25 protein-coding genes are annotated in these 24,052 nt (G+C 71.5%); 10 read left to right on the top strand and 15 right to left on the bottom strand.

The window, feature by feature from the left end; translation table 11 throughout:
- Positions 1–120: 120 nt before the first annotated feature.
- From pdhA to BLW85_RS19555, 3 genes are read left to right on the top strand one after another with little or no spacing between them, the layout of a single operon-like run.
- Positions 121–1,377: a pyruvate dehydrogenase (acetyl-transferring) E1 component subunit alpha gene (gene pdhA, locus BLW85_RS19565; RefSeq protein ID WP_074992729.1), complete on the top strand. Its 1,257-nt coding sequence runs from the start codon at positions 121–123 to the stop codon at positions 1,375–1,377.
- 1 nt (position 1,378) lies between these two features.
- Positions 1,379–2,356 carry an alpha-ketoacid dehydrogenase subunit beta gene (locus BLW85_RS19560; protein ID WP_070024386.1) on the top strand — a complete coding sequence of 326 codons (978 nt, stop codon included), beginning with the start codon at positions 1,379–1,381 and terminating at the stop codon, positions 2,354–2,356.
- A gap of 11 nt (positions 2,357–2,367) precedes the next feature.
- Positions 2,368–3,750: a dihydrolipoamide acetyltransferase family protein gene (locus tag BLW85_RS19555; protein WP_074992728.1), complete on the top strand. Its 1,383-nt coding sequence runs from the start codon at positions 2,368–2,370 to the stop codon at positions 3,748–3,750.
- A gap of 93 nt (positions 3,751–3,843) precedes the next feature.
- On the opposite strand, the gene BLW85_RS19550 is transcribed toward BLW85_RS19555, so the two are convergent.
- Genes BLW85_RS19550 through BLW85_RS19525 form a run of 6 tightly spaced genes read right to left on the bottom strand, consistent with a single transcriptional unit; the run spans position 3,844 to position 8,321 of the window.
- Positions 3,844–4,512 (bottom strand): contact-dependent growth inhibition system immunity protein, encoded by a 669-nt coding sequence (locus BLW85_RS19550; RefSeq protein WP_070024383.1) that lies wholly within the window; start codon positions 4,510–4,512, stop codon positions 3,844–3,846.
- Positions 4,513–4,534: 22 nt separating this feature from the next.
- Positions 4,535–4,834 carry an RNase A-like domain-containing protein gene (locus BLW85_RS19545; RefSeq protein WP_070024382.1) on the bottom strand — a complete coding sequence of 100 codons (300 nt, stop codon included), beginning with the start codon at positions 4,832–4,834 and terminating at the stop codon, positions 4,535–4,537.
- The gene (locus BLW85_RS19540) at positions 4,835–5,572 is read right to left on the bottom strand and encodes a hypothetical protein (protein WP_143060456.1); all 738 of its coding nucleotides are present in this window, start codon (positions 5,570–5,572) and stop codon (positions 4,835–4,837) included.
- 16 nt (positions 5,573–5,588) lie between these two features.
- Entirely contained in the window at positions 5,589–7,529 is a 1,941-nt protein-coding gene (locus tag BLW85_RS19535; protein ID WP_074992726.1) for an RNase A-like domain-containing protein, read from the bottom strand.
- Positions 7,529–7,840, bottom strand: coding sequence for a WXG100 family type VII secretion target (locus BLW85_RS19530; RefSeq protein ID WP_070024379.1), 312 nt, complete (start codon positions 7,838–7,840; stop codon positions 7,529–7,531). Before BLW85_RS19530 ends, BLW85_RS19535 begins: the two co-directional genes overlap by 1 nt.
- Before the next feature lie 55 nt (positions 7,841–7,895).
- Positions 7,896–8,321 (bottom strand): WXG100 family type VII secretion target, encoded by a 426-nt coding sequence (locus BLW85_RS19525; protein ID WP_070024378.1) that lies wholly within the window; start codon positions 8,319–8,321, stop codon positions 7,896–7,898.
- Positions 8,322–8,631: 310 nt separating this feature from the next.
- Between BLW85_RS19525 and BLW85_RS19520 the strand changes: the two genes are divergently transcribed.
- The 3 genes from BLW85_RS19520 (at position 8,632) to BLW85_RS19510 (ending at position 10,636) form a co-directional block, all read left to right on the top strand.
- Positions 8,632–9,033, top strand: a complete 402-nt coding sequence (locus BLW85_RS19520; protein ID WP_070024377.1) for a peptidase inhibitor family I36 protein — start codon at positions 8,632–8,634, stop codon at positions 9,031–9,033.
- An 86-nt stretch (positions 9,034–9,119) separates the two neighbouring features.
- Positions 9,120–9,629 (top strand): hypothetical protein, encoded by a 510-nt coding sequence (locus BLW85_RS19515; protein WP_079172365.1) that lies wholly within the window; start codon positions 9,120–9,122, stop codon positions 9,627–9,629.
- 194 nt (positions 9,630–9,823) lie between these two features.
- Positions 9,824–10,636 (top strand): hypothetical protein, encoded by an 813-nt coding sequence (locus tag BLW85_RS19510; protein WP_244174886.1) that lies wholly within the window; start codon positions 9,824–9,826, stop codon positions 10,634–10,636.
- On the opposite strand, the gene BLW85_RS19505 is transcribed toward BLW85_RS19510, so the two are convergent.
- The 3 genes from BLW85_RS19505 to BLW85_RS19495 form a co-directional block, all read right to left on the bottom strand.
- On the bottom strand, positions 10,612–11,613 hold the full coding sequence (locus tag BLW85_RS19505) for a DUF1648 domain-containing protein (RefSeq protein WP_244174885.1): 1,002 nt from the start codon (positions 11,611–11,613) through the stop codon (positions 10,612–10,614). The genes BLW85_RS19510 and BLW85_RS19505 overlap by 25 nt on opposite strands.
- Positions 11,610–11,960 carry a GntR family transcriptional regulator gene (locus BLW85_RS19500; protein ID WP_070024375.1) on the bottom strand — a complete coding sequence of 117 codons (351 nt, stop codon included), beginning with the start codon at positions 11,958–11,960 and terminating at the stop codon, positions 11,610–11,612. Before BLW85_RS19500 ends, BLW85_RS19505 begins: the two co-directional genes overlap by 4 nt.
- Positions 11,961–12,090: 130 nt before the next feature.
- Positions 12,091–12,993, bottom strand: a complete 903-nt coding sequence (locus tag BLW85_RS19495; protein ID WP_070024374.1) for a D-alanyl-D-alanine carboxypeptidase family protein — start codon at positions 12,991–12,993, stop codon at positions 12,091–12,093.
- A gap of 185 nt (positions 12,994–13,178) precedes the next feature.
- On the opposite strand from BLW85_RS19495, the gene BLW85_RS19490 reads away from it, so the two are divergent.
- Both BLW85_RS19490 and BLW85_RS19485 read left to right on the top strand, forming a co-directional pair.
- The gene (locus tag BLW85_RS19490; protein ID WP_070024373.1) at positions 13,179–13,850 is read left to right on the top strand and encodes a GntR family transcriptional regulator; all 672 of its coding nucleotides are present in this window, start codon (positions 13,179–13,181) and stop codon (positions 13,848–13,850) included.
- Positions 13,847–15,142, top strand: a complete 1,296-nt coding sequence (locus tag BLW85_RS19485; RefSeq protein WP_070024371.1) for an MFS transporter — start codon at positions 13,847–13,849, stop codon at positions 15,140–15,142. The genes BLW85_RS19490 and BLW85_RS19485 overlap by 4 nt, the downstream gene beginning before the upstream one ends.
- Before the next feature lie 18 nt (positions 15,143–15,160).
- Here BLW85_RS19485 and BLW85_RS19480 read toward each other — a convergent pair whose 3' ends face one another.
- On the bottom strand, positions 15,161–15,913 hold the full coding sequence (locus BLW85_RS19480; RefSeq protein ID WP_074992724.1) for an SAM-dependent methyltransferase: 753 nt from the start codon (positions 15,911–15,913) through the stop codon (positions 15,161–15,163).
- A 77-nt stretch (positions 15,914–15,990) separates the two neighbouring features.
- Complete coding sequence (locus tag BLW85_RS19475; protein WP_070024367.1) at positions 15,991–16,815, bottom strand: maleylpyruvate isomerase family mycothiol-dependent enzyme; 825 nt, start codon at positions 16,813–16,815, stop codon at positions 15,991–15,993.
- Positions 16,816–16,997: 182 nt separating this feature from the next.
- On the opposite strand from BLW85_RS19475, the gene BLW85_RS19470 reads away from it, so the two are divergent.
- Entirely contained in the window at positions 16,998–17,813 is an 816-nt protein-coding gene (locus tag BLW85_RS19470; protein ID WP_074992723.1) for a carbon-nitrogen family hydrolase, read from the top strand.
- Positions 17,814–17,844: 31 nt separating this feature from the next.
- On the opposite strand, the gene BLW85_RS19465 is transcribed toward BLW85_RS19470, so the two are convergent.
- Positions 17,845–18,339 (bottom strand): LURP-one-related/scramblase family protein, encoded by a 495-nt coding sequence (locus BLW85_RS19465; RefSeq protein ID WP_070024363.1) that lies wholly within the window; start codon positions 18,337–18,339, stop codon positions 17,845–17,847.
- A gap of 152 nt (positions 18,340–18,491) precedes the next feature.
- Here BLW85_RS19465 and BLW85_RS19460 point away from each other — a divergent pair, with 152 nt between their 5' ends.
- Positions 18,492–20,336: an NHL domain-containing thioredoxin family protein gene (locus tag BLW85_RS19460; RefSeq protein WP_074992722.1), complete on the top strand. Its 1,845-nt coding sequence runs from the start codon at positions 18,492–18,494 to the stop codon at positions 20,334–20,336.
- On the opposite strand, the gene BLW85_RS19455 is transcribed toward BLW85_RS19460, so the two are convergent.
- The 3 genes from BLW85_RS19455 to BLW85_RS19445 form a co-directional block, all read right to left on the bottom strand.
- The gene (locus tag BLW85_RS19455) at positions 20,324–20,584 is read right to left on the bottom strand and encodes a DUF6458 family protein (protein ID WP_070024359.1); all 261 of its coding nucleotides are present in this window, start codon (positions 20,582–20,584) and stop codon (positions 20,324–20,326) included. The genes BLW85_RS19460 and BLW85_RS19455 overlap by 13 nt on opposite strands.
- 66 nt (positions 20,585–20,650) lie before the next feature.
- Positions 20,651–22,000: a M18 family aminopeptidase gene (locus BLW85_RS19450; protein WP_071828464.1), complete on the bottom strand. Its 1,350-nt coding sequence runs from the start codon at positions 21,998–22,000 to the stop codon at positions 20,651–20,653.
- Between the two features lie 132 nt (positions 22,001–22,132).
- The gene (locus tag BLW85_RS19445) at positions 22,133–23,959 is read right to left on the bottom strand and encodes an acyl-CoA dehydrogenase (RefSeq protein ID WP_074992721.1); all 1,827 of its coding nucleotides are present in this window, start codon (positions 23,957–23,959) and stop codon (positions 22,133–22,135) included.
- Positions 23,960–24,052 lie beyond the last annotated feature (93 nt).

Here is a 24,052-nt window from a genome sequence, read left to right as displayed (position 1 = left end):
GGGGCACCTGTCACGCCTGTTCCCGGCCGAGTGGCACCCACCCCGTGCCCGGTGGTCGAAACAGGTGAGCCGCACTGGCCTACCGGCAACCCCGGGGGCCGGAACGACGGAGGAGCACACGTGACCGTGGACAGCAGTGCCGCGCGCAAGCGCAGCGCCGCAGGCAAAGCCGGCACCACCGGCAGCAAGACCGGCACCGCCGGGACGACGTCCGGAGCCACCGGCGCCAAGCGCACCACCAGCACCACCACCCGGGCCCCGCGTACCGCGCGCGCCGGCGCCGGGAAGAGCACCGAGCCCGCTCTCGTGCAGCTTCTGACGCCGGAGGGCAAGCGGGTCAAGAACGCCGAGTACGACTCCTACGTCGCCGGCCTCACCCCCGAAGACCTGCGCGGCCTCTACCGCGACATGGTGCTCACCCGTCGTTTCGACGCCGAGGCCACCGCCCTGCAGCGCCAGGGCGAGCTGGGCCTGTGGGCCTCCCTGCTGGGCCAGGAGGCCGCCCAGATCGGCTCCGGCCGCGCCACCCGCGAGGACGACTACGTCTTCCCGACCTACCGCGAGCACGGCGTCGCCTGGTGCCGTGGGGTGGACCCGACCAACCTGCTCGGCATGTTCCGCGGCGTGAACAACGGCGGCTGGGACCCCAACAGCAACAACTTCCACCTGTACACGATCGTCATCGGCTCCCAGACGCTGCACGCCACCGGCTACGCGATGGGCGTGGCCAAGGACGGCGCCGACTCGGCGGTCATCGCCTACTTCGGCGACGGCGCCTCCAGCCAGGGCGACGTGGCCGAGTCCTTCACCTTCTCCGCGGTCTACAACGCGCCCGTGGTGTTCTTCTGCCAGAACAACCAGTGGGCGATCTCCGAGCCGACCGAGAAGCAGACCCGGGTGCCGCTCTACCAGCGCGCCCAGGGCTACGGCTTCCCGGGCGTGCGCGTGGACGGCAACGACGTGCTCGCCTGCCTGGCGGTCACCAAGTGGGCCCTGGAGCGCGCCCGCAACGGCGAGGGCCCGACCCTGGTCGAGGCGTTCACCTACCGCATGGGCGCCCACACCACCTCCGACGACCCCAGCCGCTACCGCGGCGACGAGGAGCGCCAGGCGTGGGAGGCCAAGGACCCGATCCTGCGCCTTCGCCGCTACCTGGAGGCCTCAAACCACGCGGACGAGGGATTCTTCGAGGAACTCGAGGCCGAGTCCGAGGCGTTGGGCAAGCGAGTGCGCGAAGCGGTCCGCGCCATGCCCGACCCGGACCACTTCGCCATCTTCGAGAACGTGTACGCGGACGGGCACGCGCTCGTCGACGAGGAGCGGGCCCAGTTCGCCGCCTACCAGGCGTCGTTCGCGGACGCAGAAGGGGGTCACTGAGATGGCCGAGAAGATGGCGATGGCCAAGGCCATCAACGAGTCGCTGCGCCGCGCCCTGGAGGCCGACCCCAAGGTCCTGGTCATGGGCGAGGACGTCGGCAAGCTCGGCGGCGTCTTCCGGGTGACGGACGGCCTCCAGAAGGACTTCGGCGACAGCCGGGTCATCGACACCCCGCTCGCCGAGTCCGGCATCGTCGGCACCGCGATCGGCTTGGCCCTGCGCGGCTACCGGCCGGTGGTGGAGATCCAGTTCGACGGCTTCGTCTTCCCGGCCTACGACCAGATCGTCACCCAGCTCGCCAAGATGCACGCGCGCTCGCTGGGCAAGGTCAAGATGCCCGTCGTCGTGCGCATCCCCTACGGCGGCGGCATCGGCGCGGTCGAGCACCACTCGGAGTCCCCCGAGGCCCTGTTCGCGCACGTGGCCGGCCTGAAGGTCGTCAGCCCCTCGAACGCCTCGGACGCCTACTGGATGATGCAGCAGGCCATCCAGAGCGACGACCCGGTGATCTACTTCGAGCCCAAGCGCCGCTACTGGGACAAGGCCGAGGTGGACGTCGAGGCCATCCCCGCCCCGCTGCACAAGGCGCAGGTGGTCCGCGAGGGCACCGACCTGACGCTGGCGGCGTACGGCCCGATGGTGAAGCTCTGCCAGGAGGCCGCCGCCGCGGCCGCCGAGGAGGGCAAGTCGCTGGAGGTCCTGGACCTGCGCTCGGTCTCCCCCCTCGACTTCGACGCCGTCCAGGCCTCGGTGGAGAAGACCCGCCGCCTGGTCGTGGTCCACGAGGCCCCGGTGTTCTTCGGCTCCGGCGCGGAGATCGCCGCCCGGATCACCGAGCGCTGCTTCTACCACCTGGAGGCCCCGGTGCTCCGGGTCGGCGGCTACCACGCCCCGTACCCGCCGGCCCGCCTGGAGGAGGAGTACCTGCCGGACCTGGACCGCGTGCTCGACGCCGTCGACCGCTCGCTGGCGTACTGAGGGAGAGGGTCGTGACGACGATGACGGACGCGTCCGTACGCGAGTTCAAGATGCCCGACGTGGGCGAGGGCCTGACCGAGGCCGAGATCCTCAAGTGGTACGTCCAGCCGGGTGACACGGTCACCGACGGCCAGGTGGTGTGCGAGGTCGAGACCGCCAAGGCGGCCGTCGAACTGCCCATCCCCTACGACGGCGTGGTCCGCGAACTGCGCTTCCCCGAGGGCACCACGGTCGACGTGGGCACCGCCATCATCGCGGTGGAGGTCGCGGGCGGCGCCCCGGTTCCGGCCCCCGCGGAGCCCGAGGTGTCTGCGGCGCCCGCCGAGGAGCCCAAGGCCGAGGGCCGCCAGCCGGTCCTGGTGGGCTACGGCGTGTCGACGTCCTCCACCAAGCGCCGCCCCCGCAAGGGCCCCGAGGTCACCGTCCCGGCCCCGGCCGAGGCCGTCCAGGCCGAGCTGAACGGCCACGCCCCCGTGGCGGACCGCTCCCGCCCGCTGGCCAAGCCCCCGGTGCGCAAGCTGGCCAAGGACCTCGGCGTCGACCTGGCCACGGTCACCCCGTCCGGCCCGGACGGCGTCATCACCCGCGAGGACGTCCACGCGGCGGCCACGCCGGTGGCCGCGCCCGAGCCGGTGGCGGCCCCCGCCGCTCCGGCCGCCGCGGCTCCCGCCCCCGTGGTGACGTACGACGGCGCCCGGGAGACCCGCATCCCCGTCAAGGGTGTGCGCAAGGCGACGGCGGCGGCGATGGTCGGTTCGGCGTTCACGGCCCCGCACGTCACGGAGTTCGTGACGGTGGACGTGACCCGCACCATGAAGCTGGTCGAGGAGCTGAAGCAGGACAAGGAGATGCAGGGCCGGCGGGTCAATCCGCTGCTGCTGATCGCCAAGGCCCTGCTGGTCGCCATCAAGCGCAACCCGGACATCAACGCGTCCTGGGACGAGGTGGCCCAGGAGATCGTGGTCAAGCACTACGTCAACCTGGGCATCGCGGCGGCCACCCCGCGCGGTCTGATCGTGCCGAACATCAAGGACGCGCACGACAAGACGCTGCCCCAACTGGCCGACGCGCTCGGCGAGCTGGTGTCCACGGCGCGCGAGGGCAAGACGTCCCCGTCGGCGATGCAGGGTGGCACGGTGACCATCACCAACGTCGGCGTCTTCGGCGTCGACACCGGTACGCCGATCCTCAACCCCGGCGAGTCGGCGATCCTCGCGATCGGCGCGATCAAGCTCCAGCCCTGGGTCCACAAGGGCAAGGTCAAGCCCCGCCAGGTCACGACCCTGGCCCTGAGCTTCGACCACCGCCTGGTCGACGGCGAGCTGGGCTCCAAGGTCCTCGCCGACGTGGCGGCGATCCTGGAACAGCCGAAGCGGCTGATCACCTGGGCGTGACGGCTCGGCGGAGGCCGTGACAAGGGCCGCGCACCCGGTCGGGGTGCGCGGCCCTGTCCTGTGGTGCGGCGGCTCGGACCCGGAGCGCGCGGCTCAGTTCCCGTCCGCGGGCGCGGCGAGCTGTCCGGTGACGAGTGCCAGCCAGCCGCTGGGCGAGTAGGGCGCCGGCGGGTCGACCTCCATGCCGAGTTCCGCGACCGCGAGGGCGTAGTCGGACTCGTCCAGGTCCAGCGCGAGCAGTTCCTGGAGCTCGCCCGCGAGGCGTGCGACGAGCTGCGGGTCGGTGGAGTGCCGGTAGTCCTCGACGGCGGCGTGGTGGTCGTCGAACTCGTCCGGCATGTCCTGGGAGAACCATCCCCCGAGGAACTGCCCGAGTTCCGGGAACCGGGCGTGCCACTCCCAGTGGGTGACGGGCGCCGCGGGCGCCGGCACCTCGCCGGTCTCGATGCTCGCCCTGATGTGGTCGGCGAGGCAGCGCAGCCAGGACTGGATCTCGCCCTGGTCCAGCCCGACGTCGGGAATCGCGTAGAACTCGCCGAGGCGCAGCCGAAGCCGTCCGGGCGGGTTGTCGGCGTACTCCCGCAACTGCCGCTCCGCGACGGCGAGGGCCCAGGGCCGGCTGTGCCAGGTGTGCCGAAGGTAGGCGGTGAGCGCCCGGCCGGCCTGCTCCGGGGTGTCGTCGGCGGGCTGCCCCAGGTAGGCGCGCATGACCTGGTCGAGTTCGCCGTACCGGCGGTCGTGTTCGAGGGGGCTCAGGGGCACGGTGGTCAGCCTCTACGGGTCGCTACAGATGGATCGGGAAGGTGGCGTGCACGGCGAACCCGTGCGGGCGCGCGGGGTCCCTCCTGAGGACCACCCGGGCGGCCCGCACCTCGACGGGCTCCCGGCCCGCCAGCATCATCGCCTGCAACAACACCCGCCCGACCGGCTCCTGCCGCGCGGGCCAGGCCGCCTCGATGCTCAACCGCGCCCGCGTGGACTGCGCGAGCCAACGGTGAATGAGCTGCTCGTTGGCGGTGACGACCTGCTGGGTGGCCCACTGGGCGGTTTCCCGGTCGGGGTAGGTGGCGGAGCGGGTGCGCATCTAGCCGACGTCCCCCCTCGGCCGGTCCTGGCCGGGTGTCCACAGCGGCGAGTGGGCTTCCCTCAGGTGCTCGATGCAGTGCCGGGCGAGCAGCGGGAAGAAGTCGAGGAAGTCCGCGCTGCCCGACCCGCCGCCCATCCCCTCCAGGGAGAAGAACATGTCCAGCTGGTCCTCGGTGTGGAAGAGCGCGAGGGCCTGGTAGCACTCGGACACGACACTCGGCAGCTGCCACGGACACCGCGGGTGCGACTCCTCGATGAACAGGCGGATCCCGTCCTCCACGGAGGAGTCCTGCATCTCGTCGCTGATCGCGACGCCGTCCTGGCCCCAGTAGACCGGCAGGATCTGGGAGAAGCGCGGGAAGCGCAGCCGCAGCTCGCCCGTGGTCAGGGGAACGTCTTCACCGGACCGCCATTTCCCGCTCACCAGGTGCTCGGCGATCTCCCGGAGCACCCGGGGCGTGCGGTCCTCGGTCTCCGCGCGGGGAATGCGACCGAGTGCCTCGTGCGTGGGGTCGGCCTCGAAGAGGTCGGCGGCCACGCGCAGTTCGGCGGCGATCTCCCGGAGATTCCGGCCGCCGTCCTGTTCCGCATTCCGCATTCCGCGGATGAGGGGGAACAGCCGCGACTGCCATTGGGCGGCATCGTCGGGAATTCCCGTGCCCCACCGGTCGTACGGGGACAGGAGCACGCGGGCGCCCTCAAGGCTCCAGTAATCCACGGATCCCGGATTTGTCATGCGCTCATCCTACTTCTCAGAGGTTCTTCGGCATCGAGGTCATGACGGTGAACGGGGGATCGAGATCCTCGTTGTACACGAGACGTGTTTCGACGCCCTGCACATTCCTCGCCTTGTCCGCCGGGAAGGGATCGCTCTTGAGCTCCGTCTTGCTGATGCTCCGGCCGCTGTCTCCGTACGGGGTATTGGGAACGCTGATGTCCAGGCGTTTCCGTTTACCGGGCTCCGCTTGCTTCTGCTCGGCTATCCATTCGCTGATCTGCTGGGAGTTCTGGTCGATGTTGTACTGCGTCATCTTCTGCGCCGACTCCAGGTCGGTGAAGGTCGACGCCTCCCCGACCATGGGCTGCCCATAGGGCCAGTCCGTTCCGGGGCGGGGCGGCTTCTTCAGCTCGTCCCGCAGCCGCTGCGCCAACTGCGCGTCGGTCAGCCCGACATGCTTGGTGACGGTGTGCGAGTTCTGCATCCACTCCGTCGAGGCGAGATCGACCTTGTAGACCCCGTGGTCCGCGTCACCCGGCGTGCTCCACTTGTGCTCGTTCTTGAAGTCGTTGAGCGAGCGTGCGCCGAACGCCTCCGCGCGCGCCTCTTCCGCCACATACGTCGGAGCGCTCAGCGACGCCTCGTTCAGCTCGGGGATGAGCGCCCTGAGCTTGGCCGCCTGCTCGTGGAACGCCTTGTGGCAGTCCTCCACCGCCTTGTCGGCGCCGGACTTGTCCATGTGCGAGCGGAAGACGGCGACCACTTTGCCGAACGTCGCGATGGCGGCGAACTTGGTGAACTCCTCCCAGCTGAAGCCGTCGGGCGTCAGATCCTTGACCGTCGCCTTGGCCGCCTCGGTGGCCAGGTGCTCGGTGATCTTCCGGCACTTCTCCGCGGCGGTCGCCGCGTCGTGGAACGCCGTCTTCATCTCGTCGCCGGTCTTCTTCAGGACGTCGATGACGGGGCGGCGGGCAGACGGCGCCACCGAGGGATTGGTGCGCCAGTCCCGGCCGCCGGTGTCCCCCGGACCCATGAAGCCGCCGTCCGGCTTCCAGCTGCGGCCCCAGGCGGTGGTGCCCCAGATCGACTGGCAGAACGCATTCATGGCGCCCTGCCAGTCGCTGTTGCCGCCGTCGGTCAGGTACGCGACGCAGCCGGTGAACGCGTCGGCGGACTTCTGCGCGGCCTTGCCCGCGGCCTCCCAGGCGTTCCCGATGCTGCGCAGGTCGTCGGTCTCGGCCCCGGGAGTGATCTCGGCGGTCTTGCCCAGCCGCAGGCCCTCCTCGATGGCGGGCTTGATCAGATCCGCCAGGAAGTCGGGTACTTCGCCGATCGCCCCCAGGATGGGGACGTCCGTGCCGTCGCCGGTGCCCGTCCACTTGATCGAGGCGACCGGGCCGTAGGACGCCTTGCCCACGCCGATCGGAGGATCCCTGCGCGGGGGCGGCCCGAAGATGCCGCGGGACGACCAGTCGGCCGCCACGTAGTTGTTCGCGGTGAGGGTCAGCCCGACGGCGACCCCGCCGATGCTGGCCACGGCCTTCGCCCAGACCTCCAGGAACAGCTTGGCGACCTCGTCGTAGGCCTTCGCGAAGTCGTCGGCGCCCGATCCCTTCCCGGCCGCCTGCCGGTGGTGCACGTCCTCGACCAGCTGCGTGGCCGCCTTGTGGAAGGTGAACTGTTCGTCACGGATGAGCGCGGACGTGTAGTACACGTGACCGGGCTCGATGTGGAAACCCTTGCCGTCACTGCCCGGCGCGGGCTGCTTCAGCCGCTCCCGCTCCCACTTGCGGCGGGCGTCCGACGGCCGGCCGTCGGCCCCGGTGGGCGGCGGCGGAGGGGGCTTGTAGTTCGGGTCCGGGGACGGGCCGGGGCTGGGGGACGGCAGCTTGGGCTCGCTCGGCTCGGCCGGAGGACTCGGGTTCGCGGAGGGGGTGGTGGAGGGAGCCGGCTGCGGTGGGGGCGGGGTTGCCATCAGGCCGCTCCCCAGCCGCGCAGCACCGCACGGTGCGCCGCCGCGTAGTTGGCGTGGCCGGTGGTCACGTACGCGTGCAGCCATTTCTGGGCCGCCTGGAGGTCCTGGGCCGAGCGGTCCCACTCGTCGAGCTTCTGCACGAAGACCTCGCGGGCCTCGCCCTTCCAGGACAGGACGACGGGCTCCACGCGGTCGAACAGGTCCTCCAGCCGGCCGTTGAGCTGCTTGAGGATGTCCTCCAGGTCGGAGGCGAGTTCGTGCAGGGTGGAGAACGAGACGGTGATGTGGTCGTCGGCGGAACCGGTCGACATGATCCCCCTTGTGTCGGTAACCGTGGCAGAACGTCTTGTCCGGCGTGCCGGGGCGTCAGAAGCCGTCGAGTGCGCTGCGCGGGGGAGCCGGTGGGTCGCCGGCTCCGGTGTTCGGCGTGGACAGCTTGTCGACGGCGCTGTCGATGTCGATGTGGATCCGCCGCATGTGTTCGAGCACCTGGAGATCGTCGGAACTGAAGCCGTCGCGGCTCAACCGCACGGCCTCCTCCAGCTGTTTCAGCACTTCCCGGATCCGCACGGCGTCCTCCGCCGCCGCGCGGTGGAACTCCCGGTACGCCCTCGCCGCCGGGCCCTGCCAGCCGGCCTCGATGCGGTCGACCAGTTCGTCCATGCGTCCGACCTGCTGGTCGAGGTGGTCCTGCATATGACCGAGGTCGTTCGCCAGCTTGGTGAGGTCCTGGGACGAGACATGCAGGTCGGCGCCTTGCCCGTGCTCCTGCCCGGTCCGTCGAGTGCTCATGTCGTACCCCCCGTCATCGGCGGCACCAGTGGCCCACCGATGGCGTCATTCTACGGCGGTCTCTCCGTAAGTGGCCTGGTCCGAGCGCCGCGTCGGCGGCCCCGGCCGTCAACTCCCGCCCTTCCTGCGGGTGAACCGGAAGCACGCCCGGCGGGCTCCGGGGAGCACCGGCGGGACGCACCCCCGGCGCACACCTCACGCGCCCGTCCGGCGCGCCTTCTCAGCGCTCCCGGACGGTGACCAGAGTTCTCCTTGCCGGAGTCGGGTGCCCGGCTCCAGGCGCAGTTCCGCTCTTCGCTCCGGAGGTTCGATGACGACGCAATCCGGCCGGGCCCGCGGGCTCACGGTGCTGTTCGCCACCGTGGCCATGGCCGCCGCCTGTCTGACCCCCGCCGCCCAGGCGGCGCCCGCCACCTCGTACAACGACTGCGCGCGCGGCCTGTTCTGCGTGTGGAGCGGCGACAACGGGACGGGGCAGCGGTGCGAGTGGCGGGTCGACGACGCCGACTGGCTCGCCGGATCACGGATCTGCAAGTGGGCCAAGGGAACCCGCGTGCAGTCGGCGTACAACCATGGCGAGTCCGGCGCGCCGGTCTCGGCGTACACCGCCGCCGACTACGGCGGCACGAAGATGTTCTGCCTGCGCAGCGGCCGGCGCGCCAACCTCAAGGGCGTCGGCACGTACCTGCGGTCCCACACGTGGGCGTGCTGACAGCCGTCGTCACGCCGTAACCGCCCGCTGGACCGCTCCCGACGAAGAGCCTCCTCGAAGCAACGCGAAGGAAAAAGGTGACTGGTTTGCGTAGTTCCGCCCTCGCCGCCGTGTTCGTGGCCGCGCTCGGCCTGCCGCCGGCCGCGACCGCGCCGGCGTCCGCCGCCGTACCGGTGACGTACACGCACGCCCAGGCGGCCAAGGAGTTCCGGGCCCACGGGGTGTCCTGGACCTCGTCCGGGCACTGCGACAACCGCGACGACAGCAGGTGCACGTCGTTCACGGGCATCCGCCGCACCACCGTCTCCGGCGTCATCGCCCTGAAGCGCACGAGCCATTGCGCGGTGACGGTCACGGCGGGCACCGAGAAGGGCCACAGCCGGACGGGCAAGTACCGCCACGACAACGGCTACAAGGTCGACCTGCACGTGACCAACTGCCTGGACACCTACATCCGCAAGCACTTCCGCTCGGCGGGCACGCGCGGTGACGGGGCCAAGCTCTACAAGTCGGCCAACGGCAACGTCTACGCCTACGAGAAGCCCAAGAAGGGCGCCCTGCACTGGGACGTCACCTACTACAACGGCAGCGCCTGACCACCCTGGCACGGCCCACCAGCCGCCCCTGTCCGTGCGCGACACACGGGCAGGGGCCTCACCATGCGGCGGCGCTCACCACCACCGCCGGGGCCGGTGCCGCCCGTCCCTGATGGGGCCTCAGGGGCGGATCAGGGTTCCGCCAGGGGAGTCACGGATGGTGAGGGTGTGATCGCGGACGGCACGCTGGTGCCATGACGAAATTCCCCGCAGCCGGGCGCCGTTCGGGTTCCGCACGCCGCGCCGCCGTCCTCGTGGGCGCCGCCGTCCTCGCCGGTACGGCGGCGGTCTGCGCCCCCGGAGCCGCCTACTCCGCGCCCCGCCCGGCCGCGTCCCCGCCCGCCACTCCTTTGGCCGTCACGTCCCCGTCGCCGGCGTTGCCGTCCGCCGGGTCCGCCTCCGCCGCGACCCCGGTGTCCGAGGCCGGCTTCCGTGACTGCCCGGCCCTTCCCGACGGCGTCGACCCGGCCCGCTGGAGATGCGAAGTGCACACGGCGGCACCGAGGTTGACCATGGGTGCGGTGTCCGTGCAGCTCGCCCCGATCACCATGACGCACGCCGAGGGCCCCCTGCCGGACGGCGGCGACGGGCAGGTGTGGGGAGCGATGCACACCACGCCGACCGCCCTGCCCACAGGCCCCGGCCCCGTCCGGCACCTCGCGATACAGCCCGAGTACGGCGGCCGTTCGGACTTCTACACCGGCCGGCTCAGCCTCCGCTTCCGCCTCCTCGGCCCGCGGCTGGCGCCCGGTTGCGAGATAGGCGCGAGCGCCCCCGTGGACTTCCGGCTGACGCGCTCGGGCCCGTCCACCTGGGTGTCCCAGGACCCGCCGCTGATCGAGTTCTCGGCCTACGACGACACCTTCACCGCGCCCGCCGCCGAACACTGCGGCCCCCTCACCACCGTCCTCGACCGGCGCCTCGGACTGCCCGCGGCGGAAGGGAACCTGATGACCTACGACGCCTCGTACACCTTCGAGACCTACGACCGGCTGGGCTGGGACTGACGCGCGCGGAGCGCGTTCAGCAGGGCCGCGCCCCGTTCCGCGTCGTCCAGGCTCACCGCGAAGTCGGAGCGCCGGCCCCGGGGCCGTACCACCAGACAGTCGCCGGCGCGGAGCATGACCGTGGTGCCGAGGCCGCTGAGGCGGTAGCCCCAGCCGCCGACCTGGGAGGGCAGGCGCCGCTCGGCGCGGGCGGATTCGAGGGCGTCGGGGGACCAGCGGCGGACGGGCCAGCCGAACGGGCCGAAGGAGATCTCCAGTCCGGCCTCCGAGACCTTCGCCCGGACCGAGGAGGAGACGGTGCCCCCGAGGGCGACGACCGCGCAGGAGGCGCACACGATCCCGAGCGTCCCGGCGGGGGCCAGGCCCAGTGCCAGCCCCACGGCCGAGCCCACGGCGGCCACACCGGCGACCGCGGACAGCAGTTGCAGCCACGGGTTGGCCGCGCGGGAGAACCAGACCAGCCGCTCGTCCTGCGCCAGGTCCAGCGCCGGGGTCCCGGCCCGGGGCGCGGCGGAGGCGGCGCGGGCGGTCAGCCGCCAGGCGATCACCCCGGCGACCGCGGCCAGGGCCAGCGTCACGGCGATCCACCAGGACGGTTGCCGGGCCTGGTGCCAGTCGGCGCGGTCGAGGTTGGCGCCGACGATGGACACCTGGGCGCCGAGGAGGACGACACCGGTGGGGGCCAGGGCGATCGCGGCCCAGGCGCGCGTCGAGGCCCAGGCGCGGCGCCGGCGCACGCTCACGGCGAGGGCGACAAGCAGCCAGACCGCGGCGGGGAACGCGCAGGCCTGCCACAGCGGCATCGAGCCGTCGGGTGCCGAGCCGCCGCTCCAGTGGGTGGCCAGTCGGCCGGGAAGCCGGTCCCGCTGGGTCCAGGGCAGCACGGCCAGCAGCGCCGCCACGGCCGCCGTACCGCCGGCGAGCACCCAGGGTGCGGCGCGGTGCCGGCCGAGTCCTCCGTCGTGTCCGTCCGTCATGACAACCCCCGGATCATGTCGATGAGATCGGTCCGGCTGTACCCCAGCCGGGAGGCTTCCGCGACCAGTTCCCGCACCTTGATCTGGAGGCCCGAGCGGGGGGCCGCGGCGCCCTCGGCGACGGTGATGCCCCGGCCCCGGCGGAACTCCAGCAGGCCCTCGTCCCGCAGTTCGCGCAGGCCGCGCAGAACGGTGTTGACGTTGATGTCCAGGGCCGTGGAGAGGTCGCGGGCCGACGGCAGGCGCTCGCCCGCGCGGCACTCGCCCTCCGCGACGGCCCGCCGGATCGCCGCCGCGACCTGCTCGTGCAGGGGGCGGGTGTCGGTGGTGTCCAGATGCAGCAGCATGGTGCTAATGAAGCTAGCACCATTCACTTCATCGCGGTACCCCGGCCGGTTCTTCCCGGGACCCGCCCGGGTCCGGGCAGCACAAAGGGCCCGCCGCTGGGTGCGACGGGCCCGGGAGCGCGAACGAAGGTCAGCCGAGCTTGGCGAAGCCGTAGTTGAGGAGCTTCGTGGCGTCCGTCTGGCGCTGGTTGACGGAGCTGGAGGCGAGGACGGTGCCGATGACCGTCTTGCCGTGGCGGGTGGCGGCGAAGACCAGGCAGTAACCCGCCTCCGGACCGGAGCCGGTCTTCACGCCGATGGTGCCGCTGTAACTGCTGAGCAGCGTGTTGGTGTTGGTCCACGTGCCCATCGTGCGGGTGCCGCCGGTCTTGGTCTTCGTCTTGGCCGTGTACGACTTGGTCTTGACGATGGTGCGGAACGTGGAGTTCTTCATCGCGCTGCTGGCGATCTTCGTCAGGTCGCGCGGCGTCGAGTAGTTCTTGCCGTTGCCGATGCCGTCGAAGGAGTCGAAGTGCGTGTGCTTGAGACCCAGGCTCTTCGCGGCGCTGTTCATCTTGCCGATGAAGTTGGACACGCGGGCGGCGCGGGTGGAGCCGGAGCCGTACTTGTCCGCGAGGGCGTAGGCGGCGTCGCAGCCGGACGGCAGCATCAGGCCGTACAGCAGCTGACGGACGGTCACCTTGTCGCCCACGATCAGGTGCGCCTGGGAGGCGTTGTTCTTGACGACGTAGTCGCTGTACGCCTTCTGGATCGTCACCGTGGCGTCGAGGTTGAGGTTCTTCTGCGCCAGCACGACCTTGGCGGTCATGATCTTGGTGGTGGAGCCGGTGGATCGCGTGGTGTCCGCGGCCTTGGTGTACAGCGACGAACCGTTCGCGTTGTTCATCACGTAACCGCCCTTGGCCACGATCGAAGGCGTCGTGACGGCCTGCGCGGGCGCCGCGGAGAGGGCGCCGGCGGCGAGCAGCGCGCCGGAGGTGACGGCGACGGCGGTGGCTCGGCGGAGGCGGATGCCCTTGATGCCGGTAATCAAAGTAAATACCCCGATTGTCTGGAATGCCCCTGGATGCGGCCGAGTTGAGGTGGCGAGAGTGGGGCCGCACATGTGTGACACGTAGGTAGCACAGAAGGTTGTGCGGCCGCCGGGGGTGATCCGGGTCATGTCCGCATCGTGGATACCGGCACGCGTTGCGTACCTGTTGTATCTATCCTGTAGGCATGAAAACGGCCGTCCCGCACTCCTCCCCGCCCACCAAGCAGCCGCCCGCCGCCGACCGCGTCTACGCCCACGTCAAGCAGGGCGTCCTCGACCGCAGCTACGAGGGCGGCACCCTCCTCACCGAGGGCGAGCTGGCCGAGGCCGTAGGGGTGTCGCGCACCCCCGTGCGGGAGGCGCTGCTGCGGCTGGAGGTCGAGGGCCTGATCCGGCTGTATCCCAAGAAGGGCGCCCTGGTCCTGCCCGTCTCCGCGCAGGAGATCTCCGACGTGGTGGAGACCCGGCTGCTGGTGGAGGAGTACGCCGCCCGCAAGGCCGTACCCGCCCCGCCGGGGCTGGTGGAGCGGCTGGCCGAGCTGCTGGAGCAGCAGAAGGCGCAGGTCGCCTCGGGCGATCTGGCCGGGGCCGCGGTGACCGACCGCTGCTTCCACGCCGAGATCGTCCGCAGCGCGGGCAACGAGATCCTCTCCCGCCTCTACGACCAGATGCGCGACCGCCAGCTGCGGATGGGCGTCGCCGTCATGTACTCCCACCCCGACCGGGTCGCGAGGACCCTCGCCGAGCACGAGGAGATCCTGGACGCGCTGCGGGCCGGGGACACGGACGCGGCCGTCGGGGTCGTACACCGGCACGTGAGCCGGGTGTCGCTTCTCGCGCGGGGGGAGTCCCGATGAGCAAGGTCACCCTTCCGAGCGACCCGCCCGGCGGCCGGCGGGCCGTCGTCGTGTGGTCCGTAGGCGTCGCGGTCTACTTCGTCGCCGTCGTCTTCCGCACCTCGCTGGGCGTGGCCGGCCTCGACGCCGCGGCCCGCTTCCATGTGAACGCCTCCGCGCTGTCCACCTTCTCCATACTCCAGCTGCTGGTCTACGCCGGCATGCAGATACCCGTCGGCCTGATGGTCGACCGGCTCGGCACCAAGAAGGTGCTGGGACTGGGCGCCGTGCTGTTCACCATCGGCCAGCTGGGCTTCGCCTTCTCCCCCTCCTACGGCACCGCGCTCGCCTCCCGGGCGCTGCTGGGCTGCGGCGACGCGATGACCTTCATCAGCGTGCTGCGGCTGGGCACCCGCTGGTTCCCCGCCCGGCGCGGCCCGATGGTCGCGCAGCTCGCCGCCCTGGTCGGCATGGCGGGCAACCTGATCTCCACCCTCGTCCTGGCCCGGCTGCTGCACAGCATCGGCTGGACGCAGGCGTTCGCGGGCAGCGCGCTGGCCGGCGTGGTCGTCCTCGTGCTGACGCTGCTCTTCCTGAAGGACCACCCCGAGGGGCACGAGCCCGAGCCGTCCGGTCACCAGGGCTCCGCCTACGTCCGCCGGCAGATCGCCGAGGCCTGGCGCGAACCGGGCACCCGACTCGGCATGTGGGTGCACTTCACCACCCAGTTCCCGGCGATGGTCTTCCTGCTGCTGTGGGGCCTGCCGTTCCTCGTCGAGGCGCAGGGCCTGAGCCGGGCCACGGCCGGCGAACTGCTGACCCTGGTGGTGCTGTCCAACATGGTGGTGGGCCTGGTCTACGGCCAGATCGTGGCCCGGCACCACACCGCCCGGCTGCCGCTCGCGCTGGGCACCGTCGCGGCGACGGCGCTGCTGTGGGCGGCGACGCTCTTCCACCCCGGTGCGCACGCGCCGATGTGGCTGCTGATCGTGCTGTGCGTGGTGCTCGGCGCGTGCGGTCCGGCCTCGATGATCGGGTTCGACTTCACCCGCCCCGCCAACCCGCCCGAGCGGCAGGGCACCGGCTCCGGGATCACCAACATGGGCGGTTTCATCGCCTCGATGACGACGCTGCTCGCGATCGGCGTGCTGCTGGACGCGACGGACGACAACTACACGGTCGCGTTCAGCGCGGTGTTCGTCCTCCAGGCGCTCGGTCTCAGCCAGATCCTGCGGTTGCGCGGCCGGGCGGCCCGCAGGGAGCGGGAACGGCTGGTGGCCAGCCGGGTGGAGACGGTGCACGTACCGGCGTGAGCCCGGGCCGGGCCCGGGTCAGCGCCGTTCCGGTACGAGGGTGAGGTAGGCGATCCCGAGGACGCCCCGGTAGCTCATCCACTGGGCCCGGTGCCGGTCCAGGCGGGCCCGGGTCTCGGCCGCCGACGGGTGGTCCGGGTGGGCGGCGAGCCAGACCTCCAGGTCCGCCTGGTAGCCCGACTCGAACTCCTCCCACTCCTCGCGGCTCGCGGTCTCGGTCCACTCCGGCCGGAAACCGGCGGCGACGGCGAGATCGAGCAGGGTCGCGAGGTCGTGGTGGTCGCCGGCGGCGGCACCCGGCCACATGCCCGACAGCTCGGCCTCGGTGGGCGGCCGCTCCCAGAAGCCCTCACCGACCAGCACCCGGCCGTCGTCGCTCACCAGGCGGCGCAGCTCGCGCAGGGCCTCGGCGGTGGGGGGCTCGGCCTTGCCGAGGGCGTGGGTGGCGCCGAGGCACAGCACCAGATCGGCCGGTCCGCGCCGGGTCCCGAGGGCGGATTCCTCGGCGAACTCCACCTGGTCGGCGAGTCCGCGTTCCTCGGCGTTGCGCCGGGCTCGGGCGAGGTCCTCGGCGTTCACATCGACACCGGTCCCGGTGGCGTCGGGCACGGCCGCCAGTACCCGGAGCAGCAACTCGCCCCAGCCGCAGCCGATGTCGAGGACGGTGCGGGGGCGGTTCGCGGCGAGGCGGCGGACGACGGCGTCGGCGCGGGAGGCCGAGAGGGGGCCGTGGAAGGTGAGCCGGGTGAGCCGGGGCAGGGCAGTGGTCATGCCGGGCACGCTAGAAGGATGCCCCGGCCGTCACCACCGATTTGCGGGCGACCCGGTACCCCGGGGCCGTGCGGGCCTCACGGGGTCACGGCGAAGTTGTGCAGGATGGCCTTCGTCAGGTCCTGGTCGCCCTCGGTCTTGACGCGGTCCGCCACCGCCTCGGGGGTCACCCGGCCGCACGCCAGCCGGACATAGGTCTCCCAGTCGAGGGTGAGGGTGGCCACCGGGCCGAGCGCCGGGGCGGTCTCCAGGGTGCCGCGGCCCTGGATGTCGACGCGGATGGTGCGCAGGAACTCGACGGGGCCGCTCACGTCGAAGACCACGGCCGAACTGCGCGGCGCGTTCGCGTCCTTCGCGACGATCTTGGGCAGCGCCTCCAGCAGGACGTCACGCGTGACGTGCGCGCCGGGCGAGTCGAGGTTGCCGGGACGGCCGAGGGCCGTGCGCAGGTCCTGTTCGTGCACCCAGACGTCGAAGGCGCGCATCCGGTAGGCGTGTTCGAGGGTGATGTCCTTGCCCAGCGGGCCGCGCACCATGGTGGCGGGGTCGCGGTTCTCGTTGCGCAGCTGGCGGTTGCGGCGGATGACCGTGTACTCCAGTTCGGCCGTCATCTCCGGCGCCGTGTGGTGGCGGCGGACGTCGACCTGCATCTCCATGTAGCGCTGGTGCTCGGTGGTGACGTGGAAGAGGTCGCGCGGCAGGGAGTGGATGGGGCGCGGGTCGCCGAGCAGCTCGCAGTCCATCCCGATGACGTGCGACACGACGTCGCGCACCGACCATCCCGGGCACGGTGTCCGCCGGTTCCACTCGCCCTCGACCAGTGACTGCGCCATCTCGGATATCGCGTCGATGGAGTGCGTCCAGGCGTCGGCGTAGGGCTGGAGGGTGGGATGCAGACTCACGGAACGGGACCCCTCGGCGGTCGGTACACGGGCAGGTTGTGGCGGCGTTGCCAGCGGGCGGCGGCTGCACGTCGGCGGGTGTCTGGGAAGCTAAGTTACGCTGCTGGCAGGCACCCCGGCAGTGCTTTCGCGTGACGATCGTAGGCCCGTGTGGACGACTCGAATGCCAGGACGGTGGTAGTGTGCGCGCCTCTCTGATCCAGATGGCCGTCGACGAGGGCGAATCGGTTGCCTCGCGCAGGCACCGGGCGGCCTCGCTGGTGCGCGCGCAGGCCGGGGCCGACCTGGTGGTGCTGCCCGAGCTGTGGACCACCGGTGCCTTCGCCTACGAGGAGTTCGGCCGCGAGGCCGAGCCGCTGGAAGGCCCGACGTACGAGACGATGGCCAAGGCGGCGGCCGACGCGGGCGTGTGGCTGCACGCCGGGTCGATCCCCGAGCGCGCACCCTCCGGCGACGGCGCCACCGACGAGGGCACGCTCTACAACACCTCCCTCGTCTTCTCCCCCTCCGGCGAACTGGCCGCCGCCTACCGCAAGATCCACCGCTTCGGCTTCGACAAGGGCGAGGCCGTGCTGATGGGCGCCGGGCGGGACCTGGTGACGGTCCGCCACCCGCAGACCACACTCGGCCTGGGCACCTGCTACGACCTGCGCTTCCCCGAGCTCTTCCGCGGGCTCGTGGACGCCGGCGCCGAGGTGCTGGTGCTCCCGGCGGGCTGGCCCGAGCGGCGACGCGCGCACTGGACGCTGCTGGCCCAGGCGCGGGCCGTGGAGAACCAGGCGTTCGTGCTCGCCTGTGGAACGGCCGGGACCCACGCGGGAGTTCCGCAGGCCGGTCACTCGATCGCGGTGGACCCGTGGGGCGAGGTGCTGGCCGAGGCGGGTACCGGCGAGGAGGTCCTCACCGTCGAGTTCGACCCGGCGAAGGTGGCCGCCACCCGCGAGCAGTTCCCCGCGCTGAAGGACCGCGTCCTCGGACTGGCCCCGCCGGCGCGGTAGGGGCCCGCCGGGCCGGGCCGGCGGTCGGGGCTCAGTCGTGTTCCCGCTCCTTCTCCGCCAGGTGGATCACGCACACCGCGACGGCGATGAGGAGCGCCGGGTCGGCGTCGTCGCGTACGACGTCCACGCCGTAGGTCTCCCGCAGGTGCAGCCAGCGCCGGGAGATGACGGCCAGCAGCTCGCCGTCGTACTCGACCGCGAACTCACGGTCGAGGATCTTGCCGCTGACGTCCAGTTCGGTGCCGTCCGCCAGCGCGACGCGGTAGTGGTTGCGCAGCAGGGACAGCCGCTTGCGCCGGATGGTGGCCAGGCCCTCGCCGTCCCGTTCGATCACCATCGTGTCGCGCAGCGCGAACATCTTCTGGTGGATGTCGATCAGGACCCGGCCGTGGGCGTCCTTCAGCTCGAAGGTGTCCCGCAGCCGCATCGCCTTGCCGTCGACGAGGAACACCTTGTGGCCGTGCTCGTCCTCGATCCAGTAGTCCTCGCCGATGCCGAGGAGCCGGTCGCGTACCAGGAATCTCATGCCTGAGCCCTTCCCCGGTACGGCGGATTCATCACGGCCGGACGCGGGGCGATCGGCCGGGAGCGGACCGCTTTTCCACAGGCCGCGCGGGTGAGTTGCGCGGTTGTCCACAGGCCCGGCGGGATGTCGGGGACGGGTGGCACTCTGGAGCCATGACCGACTCCGCACGACCCCGGCGCCTTCGCGTCCGTGCCCCCGAGCTGACCGGCGAGGGCGGCTGGCTGAACACGGGAGGCCACCGTTACACCCTGGCCGACCTGCGCGGCCGCATAGTCGTCCTGGACTTCTGGACCTTCTGCTGCATCAACTGCCTGCACGTCCTGGACGAGCTGCGCGAGCTGGAGGACCGGCACCGGGACACGGTGGTGGTGATCGGCGTGCACTCGCCCAAGTTCGCGCACGAGGCGGACCACCGGGCGGTCGCGGACGCGGTGGAGCGCTACGGCGTCACGCACCCGGTCCTGGACGATCCGGAGCTGGCCACGTGGAAGCAGTACGCGGTGCGCGCCTGGCCGACACTCGTGGTGATCGACCCCGAGGGGTACGTGGTCGCCCAGCACTCGGGCGAGGGCCATGTGCACGCCATCGAGCGGCTGGTGGCGGAGCTGGAGGCCGAGCACGGCGCGAAGGGCACCCTGCGCCGCGGCGACGGCCCGTACGTCCCGCCGGAGCCCGAGCCCACGACCCTGCGCTTCCCGGGCAAGGCCGTGCTGCTGCCCTCCGGCGGCTTCCTGGTCAGCGACACCACCCGGCACCAGCTGGTCGAGCTGGCGGCGGACGGGGAGACGGTGCTGCGGCGGTTCGGCACCGGGACCCGGGGCCTTGCGGACGGCGGCCCGCGGCAGGCGTCCTTCAACGAACCGCAGGGCCTCGCCCTGCTGGACGACGGCTCGGTGGCCGTCGCCGACACGGTCAACCACGCCCTGCGCCGGCTGGATCTCGCGACCGGCGAGGTGACCACCCTGGCCGGCACCGGCAGGCAGTGGTGGCGGGGCTCACCGGCCTCGGGCCCGGCCCGCGAGGTGGACCTCTCCTCGCCCTGGGACGTGGCCTGGTGGCAGGGCCGGGTGTGGATCGCCATGGCCGGCACCCACCAGCTGTGGGCCTACGACCCGGTGGCGCGCACCGTCGGCGTCACCGCGGGCACCACCGACGAGGGCCTGGTCGACGGCCCCGGCGCCGAGGCGTGGTTCGCCCAGCCCTCCGGACTCGCCGCCACCGCCGACCGGCTGTGGGTCGCGGACGCCGAGACCAGCGCGCTGCGCTGGGTGGACCCCGACGGGTCGGTGCACACCGCCGTCGGCACCGGCCTGTTCGACTTCGGACACCGCGACGGTCCCGCGGAACAGGCCCTGCTCCAGCATCCGTTGGGCGTCACCGCGCTGCCGGACGGCTCGGTCGCGGTCGCCGACACCTACAACCATGCCCTGCGCCGCTACGACCCGGCGACCGGCGAGGTCGGCACGCTCGCCACGGATCTGCGTGAGCCCAGCGGCGCCGTCCTCGCCGGCGAGGACATCGTGGTGGTGGAGTCGGCCCGGCACCGGCTGACCCGGCTGCGGCTGCCCCGGGAGGCGGTGCGGGCGGCGCCGGTGGCCCACCGGACCCGGCGCGCGGTCACCGAGGTCGACCCCGGCCGCCTCCGGCTGGACGTGGTCTTCCAGGTGCCCGCGGGCCGGAAACCCGACGACCGCTCCGGCCCCTCCACCCGCCTCCTGGTCTCCTCGACCCCGCCCGAGCTGCTGCTCGAGGGCGAGGGAGCGGACACCGGTCTGAGCCGCGAGCTGCGGCTCGACCCGGCTGTCCGGGAAGGGGTGTTGCACATATCCGCGATGGCCGCGTCGTGCGACGACGACCCGGGCGTCGAATACCCCGCCTGCCATGTCCACCAGCAGGACTGGGGCATCCCGGTCCGCCTCACCGAGGGTGCGGCGGACCGCCTGCCGCTCGTCCTCGCCGGCGTGGACGAGCAGGAGGGCGGTTCTCAGACGCCGTAGCCGTCCGTGTAGCCGTCGCCGGTGTGGTGGTGATGGTGGTGGTGGGGTTCCTCCTCCACGACCGGCGTCGGCGGTACGACGAGCCGCCGACGCCGCGCGATACCGCTGAACGTGGCGACGCCGATCAGGCCGACGGCCATCAGGATCAGGCCGACGACCGTGAGGTTGACACCGTTCATGTGCCAGTCGGTAGCGAACGTGAGTATGGCCCCCACGGCGATGAGGATGATGCATCCGCCGAGCCCCATGAGGCTTCGCCTCCCCTTTCGGTTCCGGAATCTCCGGTCTCGTCCGGGTACCCCGGGGCTTCCCGGCTAGCCCTCCAGAAAAGCCGTCAGGGCGTTCGCGAGGAGGAACGGGTCGTCGGCGCCGCACAGTTCGCGGGCGCTGTGCATGGAGAGGATGGCCACGCCGATGTCGACCGTGCGGATGCCGTGCCGGGCCGCGGTGATCGGTCCGATGGTCGTGCCGCAGGGCATCGAGTTGTTGGAGACGAAGTGCTGGAAGGGGACGTTCGCCTTCTCGCAGGCGGCGGCGAACACCGCGCGGCCCGAACCGTCGGTGGCGTAGCGGTTGTTGACGTTCACCTTGAGGATCGGGCCGCCGTTGACCCGGGGGTGGTGCGTCGGGTCGTGCCGCTCCGCGTAGTTGGGGTGCACGGCGTGACCGGTGTCCGAGGAGAGGCAGACGGTGCCGGCGAAGGCGCGGGCGCGGTCCTCGTAGGAGCCGCCGCGGGCGAACACCGAGCGCTCCAGGACGGTGCCGAGCAGCGGGCCGTCGGCACCGGTGTCGGACTGCGAGCCGTTCTCCTCGTGGTCGAAGGCGGCCAGCACCGGGATGTGGGTGAGCGGGGCGCCACCGGTCGCGGCGGCGGCCAGCGCGGCCGCGCCCGCGTGCACCGACAGCAGGTTGTCCATGCGCGGCCCGGCGACCAGTTCGCGGTCCCGGCCGAGGTAGGCCGGTGCCTCCACCGGGTGCGCCATCAGGTCCCAGCCGGCGACCGAACGGGCTTCGAGGCCCGCCTCCTGCTCCAGGAAGGAGATCAGATCGCCGTCGAGCACCTCGTCGCCCAGGCCCCACACCGGCTGGAGGTGCCGCTGCTTGTCCAGCTTGAGCCCCTCGGTGCTCACCGAGCGGTCCAGGTGGATGGCCAGCTGCGGCACCCGCAGCAGCGGCCGGTCCACGTTCACCAGGACCGTGGAGCCGTCGCGCAGGGTGAGCCGGCCGGCCAGGCCCAGGTCGCGGTCGAGCCAGGAGTTCATCAGCGGGCCGCCGTAGATCTCCACGGCGACCTGGCGCCAGCCGTGCGCCCCGCTGTCCGGGCGCGGCTTGATCCGCAGGTTGGGGGAGTCGGTGTGCGCGCCGATGATGTGGAAGGGCGTGTGCGGCGCGGCGCCCTCGGGGACGTACCAGGCGACGATCGCACCGCCGCGCAGCACGTACCGGCCGCCGCTGGTGCCGTCCCAGGCGTCCGTCTCGGCGACCTGCCTGAAGCCTGCCTTCTCCAGCCGCTCGGCGACGTTCGCCACGGCGTGGTACGGCGACGGGCTCGCCGCGAGGAAGGCCATCAGGTCGTCGGTGTGGCCGCGGTCGAAGGTGAGGGGTGCGCGCGCAGCGCTCGCTGGAGGGGTGGCGGCGGGCGACGGGCTGGATGGTGCGCTCATGGGATTCACCTTAACGACGTGCGCGGGCCCGCTCCCGGTAAGGGGAAGCGGGCCCGCGCGGGGATACGACGGGGACGTCCAAAACGTCGGGAAGGCGTACCCGAAACGTCCGGAAGCGTCCGGGGCGAGGTTTTAGAAGGCGGCCTCGTCCAGCTCCATCAGGTCCAGCTCGACGCCCGAGGCGACCTTGCGGGCCAGGGTGACGCCCGGCAGGACGTTCGCGGCGAAGAACTTCGCCGCGGCGATCTTGCCGGTGTAGAACGCCTTGTCCTTCGCGGAGGCCGTGGCCAGCTTCTCGGCGGCGACCGCGGCGCCCTTGAGCAGCAGGTAGCCGACGATGACGTCGCCGGAGGCGAGCAGCAGGCGGGTGGTGTTCAGGCCGACCTTGTAGATGTTCTTGGCGTCCTCCTGGGTGGCGGACAGGTCGGTCAGCATCAGGCCGACGATCGCCTCCAGCTCGACCGCGGCCTTGGCCAGGTGCTCGCGGGCGCCCGCCAGCTCCTCGCCGCCGGTGCCGAGCGCCAGGAACTTCTTGATGTCCTCGGCGAGCGAGTTCAGCGCGGCGCCCTGGTTGCGGACGATCTTGCGGAAGAAGAAGTCCTGGCCCTGGATCGCGGTGGTGCCCTCGTAGAGGGTGTCGATCTTGGAGTCCCGGATGTACTGCTCGATCGGGTACTCCTGGAGGAAGCCGGAGCCGCCGAAGGTCTGGAGCGACTGGGCCAGCTGCTCGTAAGCCTTCTCCGAGCCGTAGCCCTTGACGACCGGCAGCAGCAGGTCGTTGAGGGCGTGCTCGGCGGTGGCGTCCTCGCCGTTCGCCTCCTTGACCTGGATCGCGTCCTGGATCGAGGCGGTGTACATCACCAGGGCGCGCATGCCCTCCGCGTACGCCTTCTGCGTCATCAGCGAGCGGCGCACGTCGGGGTGGTGGGTGATGGTGACCTTGGGCGCGGTCTTGTCCATGAAGTTGGCCAGATCCGGACCCTGGACGCGCTCCTTGGCGTACTCCAGGGCGTTCAGGTAGCCGGTGGACAGGGTGGAGATCGCCTTCGTGCCGACCATCATGCGGGCGAACTCGATGATGCGGAACATCTGGCGGATGCCGTCGTGCTTGTCGCCGATCAGCCAGCCCTTGGCGGGGTGCTTGTCGCCGAAGGTCATCTCGCACGTGTTGGAGGCCTTCAGGCCCATCTTGTGCTCGACGTTGGTGGCGTAGACGCCGTTGCGCTCGCCCAGCTCGCCGGTCTCGAAGTCGAACAGGTACTTCGGCACGAGGAAGAGGGACAGGCCCTTGGTGCCGGGGCCGGCGCCCTCGGGACGCGCGAGCACGTAGTGGAGGATGTTCTCCGACATGTCGTGCTCACCCGAGGTGATGAAGCGCTTCACGCCCTCGATGTGCCAGGAGCCGTCCTCCTGCTGCACGGCCTTGGTGCGGCCGGCGCCCACGTCGGAGCCCGCGTCGGGCTCGGTGAGCACCATCGTGGAGCCCCACTGCTTCTCCACGGCGACCTTGGCGATGTGCTTCTGGACCTCGTTGCCCTCCTCGAAGAGGATGCCGGCGAACGCCGGGCCCGAGGAGTACATCCACACGGCCGGGTTGGCGCCCAGGATCAGCTCGGCGTAGGCCCAGATCAGGGAGCGCGGCGAGGTGGTGCCGCCGATCTCCTCGGGCAGGCCGAGGCGCCAGTACTCGGAGTCCATGAAGGCCTGGTAGCTCTTCTTGAAGGTCGCCGGCACCGGGGCGGTGTTGGTCTCCGGGTCGAAGACGGGCGGGTTGCGGTCGGCGTCGGCGAAGGACTCGGCCAGCTCGTTCTCCGAGAGGCGGGTCAGCTCCTCCAGGACGCTCTTGGCGGTCTCGACGTCCATCTCCTCGAACGGGCCGGTGCCGTACACCTTGTCGCGCCCGAGTACTTCGAAGAGGTTGAACTCGATGTCGCGGAGATTCGACTTGTAGTGCCCCATGGCGACGGCTCCGTTGAGGGATCGGCGAGGCACTGACTCCTCGCATTCGGTTCACGTACCAACAAGTAGCTACGATGATGCTACCCGTCGGTA

This window comes from Streptomyces misionensis, assembly GCF_900104815.1.
Lineage (GTDB): Bacteria > Actinomycetota > Actinomycetes > Streptomycetales > Streptomycetaceae > Streptomyces > Streptomyces misionensis.
The sequence above is the reverse complement of the archived record's forward strand: the minus strand, read 5'-3'. Positions and strand labels throughout refer to the sequence as shown.

Bases quoted from the DNA above. Each gene is read 5' to 3' on its own strand.
- BLW85_RS19560 (WP_070024386.1), top strand. From the start codon at position 1,379: ATGGCCGAGAAGATGGCGATGGCCAAGGCCATCAACGAGTCGCTGCGC.
- BLW85_RS19545 (WP_070024382.1), bottom strand. From the start codon at position 4,834: ATGCGCACCCGCTCCGCCACCTACCCCGACCGGGAAACCGCCCAGTGG.
- BLW85_RS19540 (WP_143060456.1), bottom strand. From the start codon at position 5,572: ATGACAAATCCGGGATCCGTGGATTACTGGAGCCTTGAGGGCGCCCGC.
- BLW85_RS19535 (WP_074992726.1), bottom strand. From the start codon at position 7,529: ATGGCAACCCCGCCCCCACCGCAGCCGGCTCCCTCCACCACCCCCTCC.
- BLW85_RS19530 (WP_070024379.1), bottom strand. From the start codon at position 7,840: ATGTCGACCGGTTCCGCCGACGACCACATCACCGTCTCGTTCTCCACC.
- BLW85_RS19525 (WP_070024378.1), bottom strand. From the start codon at position 8,321: ATGAGCACTCGACGGACCGGGCAGGAGCACGGGCAAGGCGCCGACCTG.
- BLW85_RS19520 (WP_070024377.1), top strand. From the start codon at position 8,632: ATGACGACGCAATCCGGCCGGGCCCGCGGGCTCACGGTGCTGTTCGCC.
- BLW85_RS19510 (WP_244174886.1), top strand. From the start codon at position 9,824: ATGACGAAATTCCCCGCAGCCGGGCGCCGTTCGGGTTCCGCACGCCGC.
- BLW85_RS19505 (WP_244174885.1), bottom strand. From the start codon at position 11,613: ATGACGGACGGACACGACGGAGGACTCGGCCGGCACCGCGCCGCACCC.
- BLW85_RS19500 (WP_070024375.1), bottom strand. From the start codon at position 11,960: ATGCTGCTGCATCTGGACACCACCGACACCCGCCCCCTGCACGAGCAG.
- BLW85_RS19490 (WP_070024373.1), top strand. From the start codon at position 13,179: ATGAAAACGGCCGTCCCGCACTCCTCCCCGCCCACCAAGCAGCCGCCC.
- BLW85_RS19485 (WP_070024371.1), top strand. From the start codon at position 13,847: ATGAGCAAGGTCACCCTTCCGAGCGACCCGCCCGGCGGCCGGCGGGCC.
- BLW85_RS19480 (WP_074992724.1), bottom strand. From the start codon at position 15,913: ATGACCACTGCCCTGCCCCGGCTCACCCGGCTCACCTTCCACGGCCCC.
- BLW85_RS19465 (WP_070024363.1), bottom strand. From the start codon at position 18,339: ATGAGATTCCTGGTACGCGACCGGCTCCTCGGCATCGGCGAGGACTAC.
- BLW85_RS19460 (WP_074992722.1), top strand. From the start codon at position 18,492: ATGACCGACTCCGCACGACCCCGGCGCCTTCGCGTCCGTGCCCCCGAG.
- BLW85_RS19455 (WP_070024359.1), bottom strand. From the start codon at position 20,584: ATGGGGCTCGGCGGATGCATCATCCTCATCGCCGTGGGGGCCATACTC.
- BLW85_RS19450 (WP_071828464.1), bottom strand. From the start codon at position 22,000: ATGAGCGCACCATCCAGCCCGTCGCCCGCCGCCACCCCTCCAGCGAGC.
- BLW85_RS19445 (WP_074992721.1), bottom strand. From the start codon at position 23,959: ATGGGGCACTACAAGTCGAATCTCCGCGACATCGAGTTCAACCTCTTC.